The organism is Sulfurimonas sp. (assembly GCF_041563035.1).
Lineage (GTDB): Bacteria > Campylobacterota > Campylobacteria > Campylobacterales > Sulfurimonadaceae > Sulfurimonas.
In genome coordinates, this window is record NZ_JBFFNS010000005.1 from 1 (window position 1) to 18,395 (window position 18,395).

Consider the following 18,395-nt stretch of genomic DNA (forward strand, 5'->3'; position numbering starts at 1 on the left):
AACTGTCTTTTCTACTTCCCACGCTTTTGGCATAGTCGTTCTGAAATCTATCGCTCTTAAATCTGTTCCTGGCACAACTATTGCAGCAAATGCTGCAAGACCTACGCCTAAAAATTTTCTTCTATCCATTTTGTTTTCCTTTAATTTAGTTTTATATTTTTCTTTCTTTTAACAAGAAGGAACGTTACCGCTATCGTTAGCATATTCAAAAAAGAAATCATAGTAGTGCTCAAGATATTTCTCTTGTAAAGCTTTACTTGGAGCTTTTGGACAGATTTTTTTAAGTTCATCTGCAAGCTTACCTTCTTCTTTAAAAGTTTCCCACTCACTCTGAGAGTGTTGAGTAGACATTTTGGCACCATTCATGCCACAAGAACCTTTTAGTTTTTTAAGATAAAGTTTTTGTCCCTTTGCAACATCCGCAGATGCAGCTGTTGTACTCACAGCCAGTACCATTACACTAGCTAATACTAATTTTAATAACTTGTTCATAATTTCCCCTTATCTATTTTTTTGATTCAATATATTTTGCTAAAGCTTCAATCTGTGCATCATCTAAAGCTTTTACTTGACCTTTCATTAAGCCTTTCATTGCTCCGCCATAAGTTCCCGCTTTATATCCGTTTAAAGCTTCAACTATTTTTGTAGCGTCCCAACCTTTAATCACTGCTGATTTACCTAAGGCTTTTTTCTCACCACTTGCACCATGACATGCCCCGCAGCTTTTATATAGTTTTGCACCATCTGCCGCTGCTACTGTTAGTGAACCTACTACCGCTAAACCTAATAGCACTTTATTAATTGTTTTCATTTTACTCTCCTAAATAGTGTAAATTTTTATTACAAGAGTAGTATATGTAATGATTGTGGAATGATTGTGGAATTTACCAAGAGACAGAAACTTCTGTCCAGTTGCCAAATTTTGATGTTATATTTATAGTTAATCCATACTCATTACAGATCATTTTTACGATATTTAAACCAATACCAAAACCACCGACTATCTTATCAAATCTAGCATATCTATCGAACATCGAATCTATATGCTCTTCTTTTATACCTTTGCCTGTGTCTTTGATGGTAAGGTTATTTGCTTTTAAATCTATATATATTGAACCGTTTATCTTGTTGTACTTAATTGCATTTGATAAAATATTATCGATTAGTTTAGAGAGCTTTTTACTGTCAATATTTAATACTGCATCTGCATCTAGGTTTGTTATAACTTTTATCTTTTTCATATTTGCTAAAATTGAAAAGTATTCAATTCTCTGTTCTATAAGTTCTTTTAGATTTATATCTTGATTATTTGATACGATTTTATTGTTTAACACTAAGTAAGTCAGGTCATCATATATGTTAGATATGGTCTTTACCCCTATGTCTATTCTATTGATACTTTTTAAAAGATACTTATCTTGGATGCTATCTTTATCAATAAGCTCAATATTTGTCATAACCGTACTTACTGGAGTATTTAACTCATGTGTAGTATCTTTTATAAATGTATCTAGCAGATGCAGAGCATCTCTCATAGGCTTTAAAAACAGGTTTAATAAAAAATATCCTACAACTAACATAAAGATAAAAAATATAGAACTGTATATGACGATGGTTTTAATAGTCTCATTTAGCCACTCTTTATCATCCATCATCTCCACTATAATATATTGGGTATTTAGATAGTACTTTTCTGGTTGAGTTACGTATCTTATGATTTTGTTATTTGTATATGTTACTTCTGTGAGTAGGTTTTTAGGATTGGATAAGGTTGAATATATAAGTTTATAATCCTTCCCATAAAGAGAAGTTTTGAACTTGGCATCTGTTGGGTATAACAGAGTGTCTGTTTTATCATTATGAAGCTCTTCTAGTGCTATTAAAAACTCATTTGCATACTCATCTAAGACTATTGTTCTTTGACTGCTCGCCAACTCTTTTTGCAGAGTATAGTATAGGGATATAGTTAAACCTAAAATGACAATGGTAAAAAAAACATATAAAGATAAGAACCTATATAGTGTCTTTTTTTCACTTTGTGGTAAATCTATATCCAAGTTTTTTAATACTGACAATTTTTTCTTTCCCTAAGTATTTTCGTAGATTTTTTATATACGTTCGCAAGGCACTTTCACTTATCTCTTCACCATATTCCCAAAGAGTCGCGTATATAACTTCATGAGTTACAAGAGTGTCTTTGTTTTGCAAAAAAAGTTTTAACAGTTTTGCGTCTTTGTTGTTTAGTTGCACCTCATCATTGTTGACAGTTAGCAAGTTGCTATTTGTATCATAGTAAATGTTTGCATCTATCTGTATTTTACTGCTCTCATTATGAAAAAAATCCCTTTTTAAAATGCTCTCTACTCTTAACTTTAACTCTTTTAATACAAATGGTTTTCTTATATAGTCATCGCATCCGCTATCATATCCATTTTCCAAGTCACTAATAGAGTTCAGTGAAGTTATGAAAATTGCAGGTGTAGTAGAACCCTGCTCTCTTACAGATTTTAGTATCTCAAAACCATTTATATCCGGGACATTGACATCTAGCAGGAAAAGGTCAAAGTTGTTTTCATAGATAGCATCTAGAGCACTATTACCATCATATACCGGGGTAACACTAAACCCAAGACTTTCAAAATAATCAACAACTGTCTCATTTAAAGCAAGGTCATCTTCAAGGAGTAAGAGTTTCTTTTTCATGAATTATTATATCCTATATCAACTCTACACAACTATATAAACTAGGTCGAGATGAAAGTTCTATTTCTCTAACGATGTGTGGGATAGGATCATCTAAATTTTCAACATCATCTATATATAGAAGCTCTGTAAACTCATTATCTACATAGAGATAGATTCTGTTTTCCATTAAATGTGCATAACAATTTGAACATATTTCTACTTGTTTCATAAACCATACCTTGCATGTTTTGTTCCAATAAATTCTGCCATTGGTGTGTCCATCGCTTTGATATGTTGGTCTAACCACGTGAGTATCTCTTCTTCGAAGTAAGCTTTTAGAGCATCTACTTCTTTTCTGTTTCGCCACTCCATCTCAGCATATCGTGTTTCATTGAGCACTTTGTCGTGGTCTGCTTTGTGCATATTAAGTGAAGGGTAGTGAGCATCTTGCATCATCTTCTCTTCGGTGGCAAAATGTTCTTGCATATGCTCAAGAAGTTCTTCAAAAGTTTTAGAAATAGCTCCAAAGTCTGCTTTAGCTTCGAGTTGAGTCAACAATTTGTTGATTATCTCTACTTCTTCCATATGAGTTTCATTCATACTATCAATAGGTACCAGTGGCATAGTGTTAAGTTCTATCATAAATGATATACTAACATAACAACTCAAGGACTACAATGAAAAAGACAATTTTACTAATCTTGAGAGCGAAATATGATAAGTTAGTTGACAACTATCAATAAGCTTTTTTTTCAAAGAAGTTATTATGTCATCAAAATAGACTAGGAGATGCAATGTCAGATATTAAAGAGTTTATGACTCAAGACCATAGAGACTGCGATGAGATTTTCATAGAAATGGAAAATGCAGTTGCTTCTAAGAGCGATGAGGCTCTAACAAGATTTGAAACATTTCAAGATGCTTTGACAAACCACTTTAAGATGGAAGAAATGGTGCTTTTTCCGATGTTTGAACAAAAGACTGGTATGAGGGAAGGCCCGACACAAGTTATGGTGATGGAGCATGAACAGATGAGAGAGCTTCTATCTAAGATGCAAGATGCGGCTGAGTCAAAGGACAATGACAAATTTTTCAGTCTATCTGAGACACTCATGATACTAATGCAGCAACACAACATGAAAGAGGAGCAGATGCTCTATACAATGATTCAGCAACACCTAGGTGATGATGCAGACCATATCATCTCACGTATGAGAAGTCTGGTTCACTAAGGAACTTTGTTTCAATAAATAATATATTTATGATTTAATCTTAGGTAATTATTATAAATTTTACATTACAATTCACAAATAAAACATTTTAGGAGTGAAGTTGTTATGTCTACTATTAGCACTAGCTTAAGCAATATCTATAGTATTATGGACCAACCAGGTTATTCTATGAAAAATATCGATTCTCAAAAGGCTTTATCAAATGGTTCTGAGTTGCAAAAAGAGATTAAAGACACTCAGAAAGCAGCCGAAAAAGGCACTACAGAGGGATTTAAAGAAACGTTACACCAGCTAAATTTATTGGTTTAGTCACTGTCTGAAGGTGATGAAGCATCTTCTTGAGTTGCTTCATCATTTTGAGGTTGCTTTTTCTTACGCTTTTCTTCTTTTTTCTTCTGTTTTTCAATCTCACGTGCACGTTTTTCATAACTGTAGTTTGTTTTAGCCATTAATAATCCTCTTTATTTTAATATTTAATAAGTTCTAGTTCTATTGGACTCTACTTATACCTTCGTCAACAATGAGCTTAATTACTTCTTCATAACTAAGACCAAGTTCCATCTCAAATGCTTTAGGAAAATAACTAGAACCGTTTGTCATTCCCGGGACCAGGTTAGCTTCCATAAAAAAACATTGTCCACTTGTATTACTCTTTATATCTATTCTTCCATAATCTCTTATTCCTAAGTCCATATAAACATCAATAGCAAGTTTTTTTACTCTCTCCATAACAATATTATCTTCAATAACTTTGAGTCCTTCCGGATAGCTCTCAACTACTTTTTCTCCCAGAATCCTAATGCCATTATTTGCTCTAGGTGGTATGACTTCAACAGATGAAACTAATAAATCTCCACTTTTTGTTTTTATCATAGCTACGGTGAATTCCTGTCCATCCAAATACTCTTCAACTAAAACAGGAAGCTCATACATCTTATACAGGGATGATACTTTTTTCTCAAACTCAGCGAAACTGTTCACAAATGAAAACTCATCGACTCCATTCCCATTTGCTGCATCTGATGGTTTTAAAAACAGAGGATAATTAATAGGTATGTCATAGTCTCGTGTATATTGCCCAGGGATTGCAGTAAAATATCTTGCAGTAGAGATACTTCTGTCTTTTAAATATTCTTTTGCAAGAACTTTGTCAGAATCAAACATCAAAGTATCTCTTTGGGATCCGGAAAAGTTGATACCGTTTTTTTCAAAAAATTCTGAGAGCCAGATAGTTCCCTCATCTTCAGTAATAATATATTTAACTGCCAAAATGACTAAGTCAGGTTTTCTATGTACAACATCATTTAATTGTTCTATTGTTTGACATACATTTAGTATGGCACTGTGATCCATTAGATTTATCGAGTCTAACACGCCGTTACAAGCTTTAATCGATCCAAACCCAGTCTCTTTTAAAGCCTCATTCTCTGTTGTTATAATTTCTATTTTCATGGTATCACTTTTTTTAGTAGGTAAAGATGCGCCTAATATGGAAATAATCCAGGTATAAGTCATCATAAATATATATGAAATTTCCCACTATTGGGAAAAGTAACATGTGGAGCTCGTTTTGAGTGTTTGCGTAACCTGTGAAATATTGCTAAACGCATACAACAGAAGGACTTATTTCTTTAAAAGAAATAACTTTAAGTAAAAATGATAAGTACACCACATATCTAGAATGGGTCCTACTTGCCTAGGAGAGAGTATTTATTTACGAGGGTATTATACTATATGTTAGCTTACAGAGATGTTCGACGAGTTAATTGCAAGAAAATCGGAAAAGGATATTAGCGATTATTTCGCTAATATTCCCTCTATTTGAATGTCTAATTTAATAGTATCACCAACAGCAACACCACCCGCTTCTAAAACTGTATTCCAAGTAATACCATAGTCTTTTCTACTAAGTTTACCTGTCAATTCTAGACCGACTCTAGTATTTCCCCAAGGGTCTTTTACCATTCCATTGTTTTCTAAGTTTAGTTTTACATCCTTTGTAACTCCATGCATTGTCAGTGTTCCATATGCATATTCAGAATCTGTCTTTTGTAAAACAAACTTGATTTCGGGGAATTTATCGGCATTAAACAATTCAGCAGATTTTAGATGTGCATCTCTTTTTTGGTTTGCTGTATTGATAGAATCTACTTTAATCGTTCCACTTAACTCTTTTAGAGTATTTGTTTTTTCATCATATTCAAATGAACCACTAAATTTGTCAAACTTACCTATGACGTTTGATATCATCATGTGCTTAACTTTAAAACCAATGTTCGAGTGACTTGTATCAACATTATATGCTCCTGCTAAAAGTGCAGTTGAGCTTAGGGCTGCAATAACCAGCGTAGTAATCAATTTGTTCATTTTATATCCTTTTAGTAATAATTTATTTTTAGTTATCTGTGCATTGGCACTTCAAACAACATTAGATGGGTGTCAGCCAATGCTTTAATAGTATCAGTCTCCTTATCAGTGATTTGTATTTCATCTCTTTTGTTTAGTACATCTCCTGCAATCTCAATACTGCCTTCTATAACAAAGAGCAAGTGTCCATTTCCATCATTTAAAGTTGGCAATTCTATGCTTGCTCCACGCTCAAGTTTAGTAGTAAAGATAAAAGCGTCTTGTCTCATTTTTATAGAATGATCTCTTGCATCTGGCGAAGCCAATACTACCCAGTGATTTAACTGCTCTATAGCGTTAAAATCACGTTGGTCATATAAAGGCTCTCCACCTTTTTGATTAGGATATATCCATATCTGAAATAACTCAACACTCTGGCTCTGAGAAGGATTGTACTCAGAATGGCGGACTCCTGAGCCAGCACTCATATACTGAATCTCTCCTTCATTTATCACTCCATGGTTCCCTTGCGAATCACTATGCTCTAAACTACCTTTAGTGACTAAAGAGATGATTTCCATCTCTTTATGTGGATGCATAGGAAACCCTTGTCCAGCTTCTATGATGTCATCATTTATAACTCGAAGTGCTCCATATCCAATACGCTCAGGATTATAATACTCGGCAAATGAAAAACTGAAACGACTATGTAACCAGCCATGTTCTGCAACACCTCTTTGAGAGGCTCTATGAATAATATTTGACATTTTAGACTCCTTGCATTTACTTTTTGTTATGGTAAAGTATAACAATTTGGAAATATAAATTGAAAGAGTAAAATATCGTAATAATATGCAATAGTACGGATTAGGAAGTTTTAGTTATGAAAATTGAGTCGATAAGTGTTGGGACTAAGTCCTTCGTAACGTTTAAAAAAACGTCCAAGTTCAGAACTGTTTTCAAAGTTTAGATTAGAAGAGATCTGCTTGATGCTTATATCGCTATAACATAGAAGATATTGAATCTCTTTTATGATACGTTTGTGTATAAAGTGTAGTGCTGATTTACCAAGGCTCACTTTTATGGTCTCACTTAGATGCTTAGGAGTTATATTTAAAATATCAGCGTATGATTTTACACTTTTGTACTCTACAAAATGTTCTTCTATCAGAGATAAAAATTTATTACTAATCTGCTGAGCTCTATTTTTAATTTCTATTTTTGGTTTAGCTAGTTTTTCTCGTTTGAGTATGTATAAAAGCTGTATTATGAGATGTTTAGTAATCTCCTGATAATCACTTTTTAGATTTTTATACTCTATGTTTATCTGCTCATATATATTTAATACATTTTTAAATTCTAAACAATCCAGGTCTATAGACTGCAGATGTTTATTATGAAAAGCAAGAAGCTCTTCAACTTCTTGGGGTAAAAAATCTCTATTGAATACTAAAACTATAAACTCTGAATTTGGTTGAGTATCTTCAAATGAATGAATTACACCTGGTACCAAAAGTTGTAGAGATTGTGCAGTTATGTTGTAATCATATTGATTAACATGGCGAATAGAACCACCTTTTAGTGCAAGAATACAAATATAATGTGCGCATCTAATAGGAATACCCTTATTCCCTTTTCCATTATTTGTCAGGATTACGAAGTTATCGGGCTTAAAATCTTTAGCATAGGTATCCATACCAAAAGATGGATTTTTAGCATGCAGTTCTTTATATTGATTTAGAGTTTGTTCAATAGTTATAAGTGGAGAGTTCTGCATAATCATCCTTCTAATCTATATTACTTCTTTTTTAGCCTTTGTTTATAAGCAAGCGGGTTAATATACTTACCAGTAGAGTCGTTGACTCCTGAATCTTGTTCTTTGATTATTCTATTTGTTTTAGGTTTATATTGAGTGGCTTTTACTTTGTCTTTTTTACCGTTTATCTCAAGATTAGTAACTAGTTCAGGGTTTAAGTTTTTTAGTATTGTAAGCAGAGTTTCTAAGTTTTCATCGTCTACAGATAATTTTATTTCATTCATATTTTATTCCAATAATTTTTAAAACATTATACTCAATATTTAAGTATCAATTTTAAAGAGATGCTATACTAACATAATTATATAAGGACTTTAGAGATGGCTTTTACACCTCATACACAAGAAGAGTTGAAAGATTTAAACATTGTAGCCGGAGAATCTTATCATATAGAGTATCAAAATAAAGATTACTACAATGGTGAAGAGACTATAGAAAAAGGAAATGGCATAGCCTTGGTAAACAACGGAAGTATCTACTTTAACGTTATTGACCCTTACGGAATGGATAAGATGATTATGAAAGTACGTATTTTATAAACTTAGTCCATATCCAAAACATCATCACTGTCTGAATAGTCAATATCTAGTACAGGGCCAGACTTTATAGCATCAACATTTACCTCGAAGCTTTTTAAATCGTAATCTTTAGCTTGATAAAAAATCTGCTCTTTTGCATACTTCTTTTCTCTCTCCATCTGTTTTTGGATTTCTTTATCTATTTTTGTCTCTTGTTTGGCATCTGCAGCGAATAAAAAAGAGTTAATTATAAGTACTAGTATAAAAATATTTTTCATAGAACATATCCTCCAAATAATTTAGCTTAATAATTATAATATAATATTCTTATAATATAATTATTGTCTGAAAGTTTTTAAAATGCCATAACCTCTTTTTCTGTTTCAATATATAATCTTGTTAAAACTTTAATCATACTTTCAACAGCCTTTATGGATGTTGTTTCATTAACCGTGTGATATCCGATAGTAGGTAACTGCAGTGTAGTACCCTGAATCTGACCTTTTGTTGCCTTAATCAACCTTCCAAGTTCTGTAGTACCAAGAGAGCCTTTAGTGTTTGTTTGAGACATTTTATTTTTCAAATATGCATCTTTAAAATGATATTTTATATGTTCTTCTATCGCTATATTTTTTATCTTGTTCTTTAGTGATGACCTAAACACTGCATTTGCATCTCTGTTTCTTAAAACAATGTCTAGAGCGTTAATATCTTCTAAAGTATCATATGGACTTGTATCTAATACAAGCAACTCGTCGGTAGTTATATTAAACCTTCTAAACCATTCAAGTAAAAATCTCCAACTTTTACCAGCCTCTTCAGATGCTGTAAAAAAGGATGTACCTTTATAGCCGATATGATACATATAAATCATAATTGCTACAGATATAACATTATCAAGTTGTGCAGATATTAGATCGTCTTGTATCTCAAGTTTGTCTACAAATGCTATAGGAGTGCCTGGAAATAAATAGTCAAACCCATCAACTTTAAAGATTATATTGTTTCTTCTCTCACATAAAAAAGCATCTTTTATAACCCCTAAACCAAGGTAACTTCCTGACCAAGGCTGATAGGCCTGAACTTTTTCATCAACAAATCTAGATGTAAAGTTATGTAGTAATTGTTCAGAATTGGAATCACCGGTCAAATCAGCTCTATTTTTTGCGATAAATGCTGCATATTGGAACTCGTTGTGTCCTGTACAAATAAGTCCATGTCTATCTGCATGAGCTGACATATATCCACTTGTAGGTTCATCACCTTTTGCCACAAGCACTCCGTCATAATACTCAACTTTTACTCCCAGCTCTTCTAGTTCTCTTTTTACAAACATAAAAAAAGAGTGTTCAGCTCCAACAACACTCGGGATACGAATAAGTTGCTTTAAAATATCATAAAATTGTTCCATATTTACTCGATTATATCTTCATTATTAAGCTCATAAAATTCACTTGACTCAATTGCATCTTCATTAAAATACTCTATCTTATCATCTGCCATTTCAAGATTACCAAACTTGGCAATATGAAATACTGCATCACCTTCTTGAACTAGTGGGATTTCAGATTTTCCTATAATAACACCGTCAAAAGGTGAGAGAATCTCAAAGCTTTTATTATCAAGAGGCTCATCTATATATGCTATTATTTCATCTTTTTCTACCGTATCTCCTAGTGCTTTTATGGTTCTAAGCATTCCACTTTCACTTGAACGTATCCACTTACTGCTTCGTGTAATTATTGGGATTTTTCTAGGCGTTTTTCTCACTACTTTTGGGAGCATACCATTTTCTCTTAAAACATTTACGATTCCATGCACTCCGATTCTAATGCTTGTTTCATCAAACCTCAAAGCTTCTCCAGCCTCATACAAAAGTATAGGGACACCATTTTCTTGTGCAACTGCACGAAGAGAACCATCTCTAAGTTCAGAGTGTAATACAACGGGAGCTTGAAAAGCTTTCGCTAAATTAAACGTATATGCATTATCAATATTTGTTCTGACTTGAGGAAGATTAGATTTATGAATAGAAGCAGTATGTAAATCAATACCCAAATCACACTTTTGTACAATCTCGTCAAAAAATATTTTTGCTACTCTACTCGCTAATGAGCCTTTTGTACTACCTGGAAAACTTCTATTTAAATCTCTTCTGTCAGGCAAGTAACGTGATAAAGTCATAATCCCGTAAACATTTACAATCGGAACCAAGATAAGTGTTCCACTTAACCTTTTTAAAATATTTAACTTTCTAAATCGTCTTATAATCTCTATACCATTTAGCTCATCACCATGGATAGCAGCGCTTATAAAAACTATTGGACCTTTTCTCTTACCTCTAATAACTCTTACTGGTAGTTGAGTAGGAGTATTATAAAGTTTTGGTAGATCAAGATTGATTGTCATATTTACACCAAGTCCTATTTCTTGTCCACCTAAAATAAACTTTGAATCAGGCATCTAAGCTCCTATACTATCTCTTTTTATTTTTCTTTTTTTAGTAGTTTCTTCAGATGCTGGAGTTACATTTTTTTCTATATAATCCATAATTTTCCCAGCTATATCTATATATGTAGACTTTTCAATACCTTCAAGTCCAGGAGAAGAGTTAACTTCCATTACAAGAGGACCTCGGGCTGAAGGAATCATATCTACTCCACATACACCAAGACCCATAGCCTTAGCAGCCGCTAAAGCAGTTGCTTTTTCTTTTCTAGTAAGCTTGTGAGCTGTTGCACTTCCACCTTGATGAAGATTTGATCTAAACTCTCCAGCTGCACCTTGACGTTTCATCGCGCCTACAATCTCACCACCAACTATAAATACTCGGATATCAGCTCCACCTGCTTCCTCAATAAACTCTTGAACAAGTAGATTTACGTCCATTCCATAAAATGCATCTAAAACTGATTTTGCTGCTTTTTCAGTGTCTACAAGCACTACACCAACACCCTGAGTGCCTTCAAGTATTTTAAGAACAAGTGGTGCTCCACCGCTCAAGGCAATTACATCTTTTGCACTTGATTTATTTGATGCAAAAACCGTTCTTGGCATATCTACACCATATTTTGAGAGTATTTGCAAACTTCTTAATTTATCTCTACTTCTTGCTATTGCAAGGTTACCTGATGTAGAAAACACATCCATCATCTCAAAGTGTCTCACCATAGCAGTTCCATAAAAAGTTCTACTTGCACCAATTCTAGGAATAATTGCATCTGGAGTCGGCAACTGCTCACCTAGATAGTTAACATGCAATTCACCCTTCATAATCTCAATACTACATTTTAAATAATCGATTACTCTTACTTCCCAACCTTTTTGCTCAGCCGCTTCTACTAATCTTTTTGTTGAGTACAACGCTTTATTCCTAGATAATATATAGACTCTCATGGTTTTCCCTTTTATACTTGTTTACTTAGATATTCTTGCGAAACATCAACTAAAAATTTATTTTCCAAAAATTTCCTTCCTATCAACATAGGGTATTTCATATCTGCACGGTTAGTTAGTGAGACAACCGTTTCATACTCTTGACCAAAAAAATTAACTTTTACTTTGATAGATGGTCTATGCTGAAGTTTTCCGTTTGAACTTCTTATTTTTCTCATTTCAAAAAGGGGCATTTTCATATGCTTTCCATGATATGCTTCATGAACTTCATCCAACAGTTTAAAGTGTACAATATTATCATCATCTATAAATATATCATCGCAATGCAAAGCGTTAGAATCCGCCCCGGTATCCACTTTTGCGTCCAGTTCATAAAGCTCCAAGTCAATAATTGAGATAATTTCTTTTTTACCAATGATTTTTTTTTCAGCCATTTAAAACTCCTATTACTAATTTAAATTATATCATTTTATTAGTGTATAATTATCTATAAAATATTACAAATTGGGGTCTGTTATGAAATTAATACTGGGCTATATAGCTAGTTTATTTTTACTAGTATCTATCTCTTTTGCAGATGAATTTAGCTATCTTGAAAAAGACAATAACAGCTGGCTTCAGATTTATAGTAATCTACTTAGAGCACAGACTCTTGATGATGAGATAAAATCACTAGAAAAGACAGTACAAAAAGCTGTCGGTAAGAACAAAATAGAACTTACCCAACTTCTTAAACTCCAAACAAGTAAGAAAAAAATCCTTGATGAACTTCCACAATCATTTGATGCTATGCTTGAAAAAATCACTATAGGGGATACGTTCAAAGAAATCAGTTTTATAGAGTATTTATTAAAAAATCAAAAAAGTAACTATGCTATACAAACTAAAAAATTAACTTTTGTAAAAGAAGAGTACCTCGAAGCTCTAAAACACTTAAATGCAGAGCTTGAGCTTGTTAGCAAAAAAGAAGTAAAAGATACGTCAAAAGAGTACCAGCTACAAATGGCACTTGATTTTTTCAAAAGTGCCAAAGGTCTTCTAGATCATAAAGCAGAAGTACTTAGGCATAAACAAGAACTTTATTTACATGAATTAAAAAGCTATGAAAGTACACAATTACCTCGAATTATGTTAAATATAGGCATCATATTTTTTATATTTATCCTATTTCATCTACTGAAGTACTTTATTACGAAACGTATAGAAAATGAGGATCAGCTTTTTAAGATAAAAAAGATTTTAAACATAACTTTTTTTCTACTCTTGTTACTTGTAATAGTTATCTTTAACATTAACAATATCATCTATGCTGCAACACTTATTGGTTTCATTGCAGCAGCTATTACAATCTCTATGAAAGAGTATCTTCAAAGTATAGTTTCTTGGTTACATCTGTCATTTGGTAATTTTATAAAACTAGGTGATAGAATTCTTATCAATGTAAATAATCAGCAAGTAATTGGTGAAGTTATTGACATTTCACCATTTAAAGTAACCCTTTATGAAAGTATTAACAACACTACATCAGTACAGTTAAAGCGAGCAGGACGAATCATCTTCATCCCAAACAACTATTTTGTGAACAATTATGTATATAACTATACGCATGATAAGATGAAAACTATTTACGATCTGATAGAGTTTAGAATACCTTTTTCAGTAGATGCACAAAAAGTTGAAGAGATTGTACAAGAGATTACTATTGAAGCAACAGAGCGTTATATGGAAGTTGCTGCTAAGCAATTTGTTAGTTTGAAAAAACGATATGATATGCGTAGTAGAGACTTTAGACCACGCATACATTTAGTTCCGGATGCAGTTGAACCATGCTATATATTATATATTTGGTACGTGACTCCATATCACCAGATTATGGAGTTTAAATCTCAACTAAGTCAAAAGATTGTTAACCGATTCCAAGAAGAGAACATTTCATTTTATATAAAGTGATATAAGGATTATTATGAGTGATATACTTAAATCAGTTAATAGCCTTCATTTAGAAGATTTGGGCAACGAAATACATCCATCAATATTTGATACAAATGAAGAGTATCAGATGCTTATAGTCAGACTGCCTATTATAAATAAAGAGCTTACATTCACTTCTATTGGCTTCATAATAACTGATGATAGCAGTTTTTTTTATGATAAAAGCAAGCATGAGTTTCAAAAACTTGACAGTCGTTTTGAAGCTCCTCATAAAATATTAAATACTTTAGTAGATAAATTATTGAAGTCTTTTGAAAATTACCGTGATTCTATTTCAAATATAGAAGAGACATTATATGAAAATAAAAGCACAGACTCTTTTATGAATGAGTGGTTAGGATTAAAACGTGATATATTACGAATTGAAAGAATTTTAATTCATACCACAGCTACAATCTCTGACGTAATAGAGTCATACAAAGAAGCAGATAATTTTCCTATAAATAATTATGCAGATTTACATGAACACTTAGATAGAACATTACGATCAGCCACATTACAATTTTCAAAGTTAGATTATCTTTACAATTTTTATAGCGCAAGAACAAATGAAAAAATGAACCATTTGATTTACACTTTAACGATTATCTCAGCTATATTTTTACCTCTTAACTTGTTAGTCGGTTTTTTTGGTATGAATACCAGTGGTTTACCATTTACTTCCGGAGCGACAGGTACATTTAGTGTTATAGGGCTAATACTAATTATCTCCGTCACCACCACTCTAATTATTAATTTTATTCGTAAAAAAAATTAATAATATTTATCTACTTTCTTTCTCATCAGCAGGATCTTTGTAGTCTATCGTAGGAAGCAGGTATGCTGTAGTTAAAAGTGTTGCACTTAAAACAAGTGTGATTATCAAACCATAACCATCAAAATAATCTGTGATTCTTATCTTTCCCAGATCTGTTCCCAGTAGTTCTTTTATCCAAGGATATCCCAGTGTAAAGAAAAGCCCACCGAACATTCCTCCAATCACTCCGACGAATGCATCTACTCGTCCCTCAGATACTGATACGAAAAATGCTGATGGGCACTTTCCAAGTATAACAAGACCTATACCAAAAAGGATAGCTCCGACAATCAGTCCACCTAATATTGTTGGTTTTACATCGAATGTTGCATAGCCGGATTGCACTAAAAAGTAAAAACCGACACTAGAGAGAGCAACTGTAGTCATAGCCATTCTTGGCACCAACGTATCTTCAAAGATCATAAAACCAGCCATTTTTTCAAATTTATCAAGACGAGAGTACAGGATAATAGCACCAAAAACAAAGCCTATAAACAGAACAAGCCAAACAGAGCCGTGACTTCCCTTAGCTACTGTGTCAAACATATTTGCGATTCTATCTAGCATCTCCTACTCTCCTTTTCTTTTGTAAAAAAATCTGCCTGTAATCATTCCTGTGCCTAATGCTACAACGGCAAATATCATCCCGCTCACGGCAAGCTGGCTTCCACCTGAGAGTATATGACCGGCATTGCATCCACCGGCTAAACGAGCGCCAAACACTAGAAGAAAGCCAGCTATAAAACTCCACATCATACGAGACTTAACAGATTTGTTTTTTCTCTCTTTCCATAGTGTAGGTATGTAGCTTATATGAAATGTTTTTGTAACAAACACGGACATAAACAGTCCGCCAAAAAATACACCGACTAACATTACACCTTCCCATGCACCTGATTGCTCAACAATCGCTGCATATTCATAGTTCTCCGGATCAAGACCAAAGATCATGTTAGATAGGTAAGACATACCGGTAGATGCACCAATCGGACGATCGGCACCCCAGACAGAAAATGTGAAGTAAAAAAGCAAGGTCATAGAGATTCCACCGACCCACCAAGGTATTGAACGAGGCATATTTATCCTTTAATTTCAAAACGTTAAGTAGAGGTTAACGTTTTGAAATTATATGCTAGAATACTTAATTAAAGATAAATAAGAATTTATAATTAAAATAGAATGGAAGTGTTAGATGCAGATAATAAAGATGATTAGCTTAGTAATGTATGTTCTATCAGGATTTTTAGACCTATCCCAATCAAAACTATTCCGCCTAATTTTTCAGCCTTATCTTCTAAATATCCGCCGCCTCTTGAGCCTACAAAAACTCCGAAGTAGCTAAATATAAAAGTAACTATACCAATAATTATCATGGATATATATGGATCAAGCAGAAGTAAATTCAATGTGAAACCTGCTGCCATGGCATCTATACTTGTAGCTATTGCCAAAATTAACAGTACTTTATTTGTAATGATTGAGATTTCATCTTCTACATTTTCACCAAAACTTTCATAAAGCATTTTCCCGCCTATGATACTCAGTAAAACAAATGCTATCCAATGGTCAATAGATTCTATAATGCTTCCAAGACCAAGGCTTGCGAAATAACCAAATAGTGGCATCAGACCTTGAAACAGACCAAAAAATAGAGCAACTTTAAGCGCTAAGGTTTTATCAAAAACTTTATTTTTAACACCAAGACCAATTGACACAGCAAAGGCATCCATACTAAGAGCGAAGGAGAGTAGAAAAACTTCAAACATTATTTATTACCTATTTTAGATCTCTTTTTGGACCTGTTTTAATATGTGTCGAGTATAGAGTAAGACCTGTAAAAGTAAGTCCACCGACGAGGTTCCCAAGCACTGTTGGAATCTCATTCCAAATCAAATAATCCATGATGGTAAAATCACCACCGAGAATCATAGAAAAAGGAAATAAAAACATATTTACAATAGAGTGCTCAAAGCCCATATAAAAGAATAACATTATCGGCATCCACATAGCGATAGCTTTACCACTTACAGAAGTAGATACCATAGCGCCTACAACACCCATAGAGACCATCCAGTTACATAACATACCGCGAATAAAGATTGTCATCCATCCTGCTATGCCATGCTCCTTATAACCTAGAGTTCTGGCTTCTCCTATAGATGCTATCTTATCTCCGACAATACCCGGTTCTATGGAGTAGCCGTAAGTAAGGATAAATGAGATCATAAATGCAACAATAAGTGCACCGGCGAAGTTACCTATAAAGACAAGACCCCAGTTTCTAAGAACTTGATTCAGAGTAACTCCGGGTCTCTTATCCAGCAGTGCTAAGGGAACGAGAACAAATACTCCTGTAAGCAGGTCAAAACCCATAAGATAGAGCATGATAAACCCGACAGGAAATAACATCGCACCAGCCAGCGGTGAACCGGTTTGTATGGAAACGGTAATGGCAAAGGCAGCAGCAAGTCCAAGTATGGCGCCTGCCATAAAAGCACGGATGACAGTATCTTTGGTTGACATGTATACTTTAGACTCACCAGAGTCAACCATTTTAGTAACAAACTCACTGGGTTGTAAATAAGACATATAATATTCCAATATTTAAAATAAATGCTTATTATATGTAAAAATAGCTGATTTAGACAACTACTATCTGATTTCTACCCTGTTTTTTAGCTTCATAAAGTGCTTTGTCAGCTAAAGAAACTAGCTCATAGATAGAGAGGTTATCTCTATCTTGTGCTATACCAAAAGAGCATTTCAGATCTATTTTATGATGATCAACTTCTAACATTTCTTCTTGAAGCAGTTTTTCGATTCTTTTAAATATTGTGACCGTCTCTCTTGCATCTGAGTATATGAAGAAAACAAACTCTTCTCCTCCATATCTTGCAACTATATCGTAAGCCCTAATATGCTCTACGAAAATTTTACTTATCTCAATTAAGACTTCATCACCGACTTGATGACCATACTTGTCATTTATCTGTTTAAAGTAATCAATATCTGCCATAACCACAGTAAAGTCTGTTCTTGTACGTCTTGATTTTGAAAAGTCATATTCGACTTTTTCAAAAAAATATTTTCTGTTAAATATGTTTGTAAGTCCATCAAAGTTTTTCTCATAGTTTTCACTCTCTATGACTAAACCCGTCAGCTTCTGTACAAATTGAAATTCAACCACGGCAAAGTCTTCATAAGTATTCTCATCTATGATTCCGTTATTTTTATACTCTATTAGAACTTTTTCTTGTAGTTTATGCAAACGCTCATGAAGTTCTTCAAACTCTAAAATCTTCTCTTTCTTATCATCTATATTTTTTACTCTTGAGTTTAAAATTGCATTCAGCATATGTGTGATTTCACAGTTTGCATATGAGTGGAGGTAAAGTTTCTTCTCTAAATCATCGATTTTATGGTTACAGACAATCAACTTAAAGAGTGCGATTATTTTTTTCAAATGCACATCTAGATTAGATCTTAAGCTCCCAGATAAGTCTTTGTGGATATCTATCCTATCATCACTAGTCATCATATGCCTTTTAAAATATTATTTATTATAATTATATACTATCTAAAATTTATAAACTATACTTGAAAGTGTCTTGCGT

General features: G+C 33.2%; 27 protein-coding genes. 5 read left to right on the forward strand and 22 right to left on the reverse strand.

What is annotated here, in order from left to right; translation table 11 throughout:
* Positions 1 to 168 precede the first annotated feature (168 nt).
* The 6 genes from ABZC13_RS05020 to ABZC13_RS05045 all read right to left on the reverse strand — a co-directional run bounded on the left by ABZC13_RS05020 (position 169) and on the right by ABZC13_RS05045 (position 3,327).
* A complete protein-coding gene (locus ABZC13_RS05020; protein WP_373000961.1) occupies positions 169 to 492 on the reverse strand; it encodes a cytochrome C in 324 nt (107 codons plus the stop codon).
* A 13-nt stretch (positions 493 to 505) separates the two neighbouring features.
* Positions 506 to 811, reverse strand: a complete 306-nt coding sequence (locus ABZC13_RS05025) for a cytochrome c (protein ID WP_373000963.1) — start codon at positions 809 to 811, stop codon at positions 506 to 508.
* A gap of 73 nt (positions 812 to 884) precedes the next feature.
* Complete coding sequence (locus tag ABZC13_RS05030) at positions 885 to 2,075, reverse strand: sensor histidine kinase (RefSeq protein WP_373000965.1); 1,191 nt, start codon at positions 2,073 to 2,075, stop codon at positions 885 to 887.
* Entirely contained in the window at positions 2,032 to 2,703 is a 672-nt protein-coding gene (locus ABZC13_RS05035) for a response regulator transcription factor (protein ID WP_373000967.1), read from the reverse strand. The genes ABZC13_RS05030 and ABZC13_RS05035 overlap by 44 nt, the downstream gene beginning before the upstream one ends.
* Positions 2,704 to 2,716: 13 nt before the next feature.
* Complete coding sequence (locus ABZC13_RS05040; protein WP_008341047.1) at positions 2,717 to 2,914, reverse strand: hypothetical protein; 198 nt, start codon at positions 2,912 to 2,914, stop codon at positions 2,717 to 2,719.
* On the reverse strand, positions 2,911 to 3,327 hold the full coding sequence (locus ABZC13_RS05045) for a bacteriohemerythrin (RefSeq protein WP_373000969.1): 417 nt from the start codon (positions 3,325 to 3,327) through the stop codon (positions 2,911 to 2,913). Before ABZC13_RS05045 ends, ABZC13_RS05040 begins: the two co-directional genes overlap by 4 nt.
* Positions 3,328 to 3,479: 152 nt before the next feature.
* Here ABZC13_RS05045 and ABZC13_RS05050 point away from each other — a divergent pair, with 152 nt between their 5' ends.
* Both ABZC13_RS05050 and ABZC13_RS05055 read left to right on the forward strand, forming a co-directional pair.
* Positions 3,480 to 3,917: a hemerythrin domain-containing protein gene (locus tag ABZC13_RS05050; protein ID WP_373000971.1), complete on the forward strand. Its 438-nt coding sequence runs from the start codon at positions 3,480 to 3,482 to the stop codon at positions 3,915 to 3,917.
* A 168-nt stretch (positions 3,918 to 4,085) separates the two neighbouring features.
* Positions 4,086 to 4,226 carry a hypothetical protein gene (locus tag ABZC13_RS05055; protein WP_373000973.1) on the forward strand — a complete coding sequence of 47 codons (141 nt, stop codon included), beginning with the start codon at positions 4,086 to 4,088 and terminating at the stop codon, positions 4,224 to 4,226.
* Here ABZC13_RS05055 and ABZC13_RS05060 read toward each other — a convergent pair.
* The 6 genes from ABZC13_RS05060 to ABZC13_RS05085 all read right to left on the reverse strand — a co-directional run bounded on the left by ABZC13_RS05060 (position 4,223) and on the right by ABZC13_RS05085 (position 8,303).
* Entirely contained in the window at positions 4,223 to 4,366 is a 144-nt protein-coding gene (locus tag ABZC13_RS05060; protein ID WP_373000975.1) for a hypothetical protein, read from the reverse strand. The genes ABZC13_RS05055 and ABZC13_RS05060 overlap by 4 nt on opposite strands.
* Before the next feature lie 40 nt (positions 4,367 to 4,406).
* The gene (locus ABZC13_RS05065) at positions 4,407 to 5,369 is read right to left on the reverse strand and encodes a D-alanine--D-alanine ligase (protein WP_373000977.1); all 963 of its coding nucleotides are present in this window, start codon (positions 5,367 to 5,369) and stop codon (positions 4,407 to 4,409) included.
* A gap of 345 nt (positions 5,370 to 5,714) precedes the next feature.
* Positions 5,715 to 6,284 (reverse strand): YceI family protein, encoded by a 570-nt coding sequence (locus ABZC13_RS05070; RefSeq protein ID WP_373000979.1) that lies wholly within the window; start codon positions 6,282 to 6,284, stop codon positions 5,715 to 5,717.
* Between the two features lie 32 nt (positions 6,285 to 6,316).
* A complete protein-coding gene (locus ABZC13_RS05075; RefSeq protein WP_373000981.1) occupies positions 6,317 to 7,030 on the reverse strand; it encodes a pirin family protein in 714 nt (237 codons plus the stop codon).
* Positions 7,031 to 7,140: 110 nt separating this feature from the next.
* Complete coding sequence (locus ABZC13_RS05080; RefSeq protein ID WP_373000983.1) at positions 7,141 to 8,040, reverse strand: helix-turn-helix domain-containing protein; 900 nt, start codon at positions 8,038 to 8,040, stop codon at positions 7,141 to 7,143.
* 20 nt (positions 8,041 to 8,060) lie between these two features.
* A complete protein-coding gene (locus ABZC13_RS05085) occupies positions 8,061 to 8,303 on the reverse strand; it encodes a hypothetical protein (protein WP_373000985.1) in 243 nt (80 codons plus the stop codon).
* Between the two features lie 96 nt (positions 8,304 to 8,399).
* On the opposite strand from ABZC13_RS05085, the gene ABZC13_RS05090 reads away from it, so the two are divergent.
* Entirely contained in the window at positions 8,400 to 8,618 is a 219-nt protein-coding gene (locus ABZC13_RS05090) for a hypothetical protein (protein WP_373000987.1), read from the forward strand.
* A 2-nt stretch (positions 8,619 to 8,620) separates the two neighbouring features.
* Here ABZC13_RS05090 and ABZC13_RS05095 read toward each other — a convergent pair whose 3' ends face one another.
* The 5 genes from ABZC13_RS05095 to ABZC13_RS05115 form a co-directional block, all read right to left on the reverse strand.
* Positions 8,621 to 8,875 (reverse strand): hypothetical protein, encoded by a 255-nt coding sequence (locus tag ABZC13_RS05095; RefSeq protein ID WP_373000989.1) that lies wholly within the window; start codon positions 8,873 to 8,875, stop codon positions 8,621 to 8,623.
* Between the two features lie 77 nt (positions 8,876 to 8,952).
* A complete protein-coding gene (locus ABZC13_RS05100) occupies positions 8,953 to 10,008 on the reverse strand; it encodes a peptidase M42 (protein ID WP_373000991.1) in 1,056 nt (351 codons plus the stop codon).
* 2 nt (positions 10,009 to 10,010) lie between these two features.
* Positions 10,011 to 11,060: a succinylglutamate desuccinylase/aspartoacylase family protein gene (locus tag ABZC13_RS05105; RefSeq protein ID WP_373000993.1), complete on the reverse strand. Its 1,050-nt coding sequence runs from the start codon at positions 11,058 to 11,060 to the stop codon at positions 10,011 to 10,013.
* Positions 11,061 to 11,993 carry a 30S ribosomal protein S6--L-glutamate ligase gene (rimK, locus tag ABZC13_RS05110; RefSeq protein WP_373000995.1) on the reverse strand — a complete coding sequence of 311 codons (933 nt, stop codon included), beginning with the start codon at positions 11,991 to 11,993 and terminating at the stop codon, positions 11,061 to 11,063. It abuts the gene before it with no gap.
* A gap of 11 nt (positions 11,994 to 12,004) precedes the next feature.
* Positions 12,005 to 12,427: an ATP-dependent zinc protease gene (locus tag ABZC13_RS05115; RefSeq protein ID WP_373000997.1), complete on the reverse strand. Its 423-nt coding sequence runs from the start codon at positions 12,425 to 12,427 to the stop codon at positions 12,005 to 12,007.
* Between the two features lie 82 nt (positions 12,428 to 12,509).
* On the opposite strand from ABZC13_RS05115, the gene ABZC13_RS05120 reads away from it, so the two are divergent.
* The gene (locus ABZC13_RS05120) at positions 12,510 to 13,943 is read left to right on the forward strand and encodes a mechanosensitive ion channel domain-containing protein (protein WP_373000999.1); all 1,434 of its coding nucleotides are present in this window, start codon (positions 12,510 to 12,512) and stop codon (positions 13,941 to 13,943) included.
* A gap of 13 nt (positions 13,944 to 13,956) precedes the next feature.
* The gene (locus ABZC13_RS05125; protein ID WP_373001001.1) at positions 13,957 to 14,742 is read left to right on the forward strand and encodes a magnesium transporter CorA family protein; all 786 of its coding nucleotides are present in this window, start codon (positions 13,957 to 13,959) and stop codon (positions 14,740 to 14,742) included.
* 6 nt (positions 14,743 to 14,748) lie between these two features.
* Here ABZC13_RS05125 and ABZC13_RS05130 read toward each other — a convergent pair whose 3' ends face one another.
* The 5 genes from ABZC13_RS05130 to ABZC13_RS05150 form a co-directional block, all read right to left on the reverse strand.
* Positions 14,749 to 15,348 (reverse strand): YeeE/YedE thiosulfate transporter family protein, encoded by a 600-nt coding sequence (locus ABZC13_RS05130; RefSeq protein WP_373001003.1) that lies wholly within the window; start codon positions 15,346 to 15,348, stop codon positions 14,749 to 14,751.
* 3 nt (positions 15,349 to 15,351) lie between these two features.
* Positions 15,352 to 15,858, reverse strand: a complete 507-nt coding sequence (locus ABZC13_RS05135) for a YeeE/YedE thiosulfate transporter family protein (protein ID WP_373001005.1) — start codon at positions 15,856 to 15,858, stop codon at positions 15,352 to 15,354.
* Positions 15,859 to 15,992: 134 nt separating this feature from the next.
* Positions 15,993 to 16,547, reverse strand: coding sequence for a manganese efflux pump MntP family protein (locus tag ABZC13_RS05140; RefSeq protein WP_373001007.1), 555 nt, complete (start codon positions 16,545 to 16,547; stop codon positions 15,993 to 15,995).
* A 10-nt stretch (positions 16,548 to 16,557) separates the two neighbouring features.
* Positions 16,558 to 17,370, reverse strand: a complete 813-nt coding sequence (locus tag ABZC13_RS05145) for a formate/nitrite transporter family protein (protein ID WP_373001009.1) — start codon at positions 17,368 to 17,370, stop codon at positions 16,558 to 16,560.
* 52 nt (positions 17,371 to 17,422) lie between these two features.
* The gene (locus tag ABZC13_RS05150) at positions 17,423 to 18,316 is read right to left on the reverse strand and encodes a GGDEF domain-containing protein (RefSeq protein ID WP_373001011.1); all 894 of its coding nucleotides are present in this window, start codon (positions 18,314 to 18,316) and stop codon (positions 17,423 to 17,425) included.
* Positions 18,317 to 18,395: the final 79 nt, after the last annotated feature.